1 protein-coding gene is annotated in these 1,203 nt (G+C 73.7%); it reads right to left on the reverse strand.

All coding sequences use genetic code 11. The features are described 5' to 3' along the window. Positions 1-222 precede the first annotated feature (222 nt). Positions 223-1,032: a PucR family transcriptional regulator gene (locus tag QH283_RS02550; RefSeq protein ID WP_280501405.1), complete on the reverse strand. Its 810-nt coding sequence runs from the start codon at positions 1,030-1,032 to the stop codon at positions 223-225. Positions 1,033-1,203 lie beyond the last annotated feature (171 nt).

Raw genomic sequence — 1,203 nt, forward strand, 5'->3', positions numbered from 1 at the left:
ACCACCGCGCCGATGTCGTGCTCGGCCAGCACGCCGAGCAGTTCGCGCACCGTCGTCTCCGGTCCGACGGTGGCCACCTGACTGCCCTTCCTACGCAGGATCTCCGCAATGCGCATCTGTTCACCATCCAGACTCACGGGGTTCAAGCATCTCGCCTCCACCGCGCCGTGACCAGCACGAAACGGCATCGAGAGGGGAGCGGGAAACGGTCTCGGCCGGTGCTCAGCCGCGCCGCGCGTCCGCCTCGTCCCACATGTCCCCGGTCCGGCCCGTCCGGTCCCGGCCCGTCCGGTCCATATCGCGGGCGAGCAGCGCGGCGGTGGCCTGGGCGATCCCCGCGGCGGTGGCCAGATCGATGCCGGTGAGCCTGCCGATCCGGCGCAACCGGTAGTCGACGGTGTTGGGGTGCACGAACAGCTGCCTGGCGGTGAGCCTGCGGTTCATGTCGTTGCGCAGATAGGCCCGCGCGGTCTCGAACAGCTCCGGGTGGGCTTCTAGCGGGTCGAGCAGGCGCGCCAGCTGCCTGCCCGCCGGACCGTCGCGGGTGAGCTGGTACTCCATCGCCAGGTCGTCGAGCCCGTGCAGACCGGGACCGCGTCCGGCCAGGCGGGCCAGCTCGAGCAGCTCGTGGACCTGCTCGGCGGCCTCGGGCACCTGCCCGGCCGCGGCGACCATCGCGGTCGCCGCCAGCGCCGACCCGGCCGCCGCCGACAGTTCGGCCAGCAGTTCGGCGGTGAACTCGGGCTCGCCGGGCACGCGCGCCAGCAACAAAGTGCCACCGGTGTGCGCGAGCAGCCCGGGCGTCTCGGCGCCGAGCACCTCGGCGACCGCGGCGGGCACACCACGCGACCCACGGGCCGCCTGTTCATCCGGCGGTCCTGACGGCACCGCCGCCAGCGCGACCACCTGGTAGTACGGCGCGATCGGCAGTCCGCTGTGCCGGGCCACGGCCGTGCCCGGCCGCCCGCGCAGCACAGCCCAGGCCAACGCCAGCCCCGCCCCCCGCCCCTCGACCCCCCGCAGCCCGGCCACCAGGACAAAAGCCGCGCCCGCCCCACCCCCCCCCCCCCCCCGCCCCCCCCGGCCGGGGGGCGCGTGAGGCGACTGGGTTCTTCGGTCTCTGCCAGTCCTGCTGGCATCCGATGACGTGGACACCGGAGACGGGAAGTATCTGCCCGATGATCGGGTCAACCACGACTGACC

Source organism: Nocardia farcinica (assembly GCF_029867845.1).
In the GTDB taxonomy this organism is placed as follows: Bacteria; Actinomycetota; Actinomycetes; order Mycobacteriales; family Mycobacteriaceae; genus Nocardia; species Nocardia farcinica_A.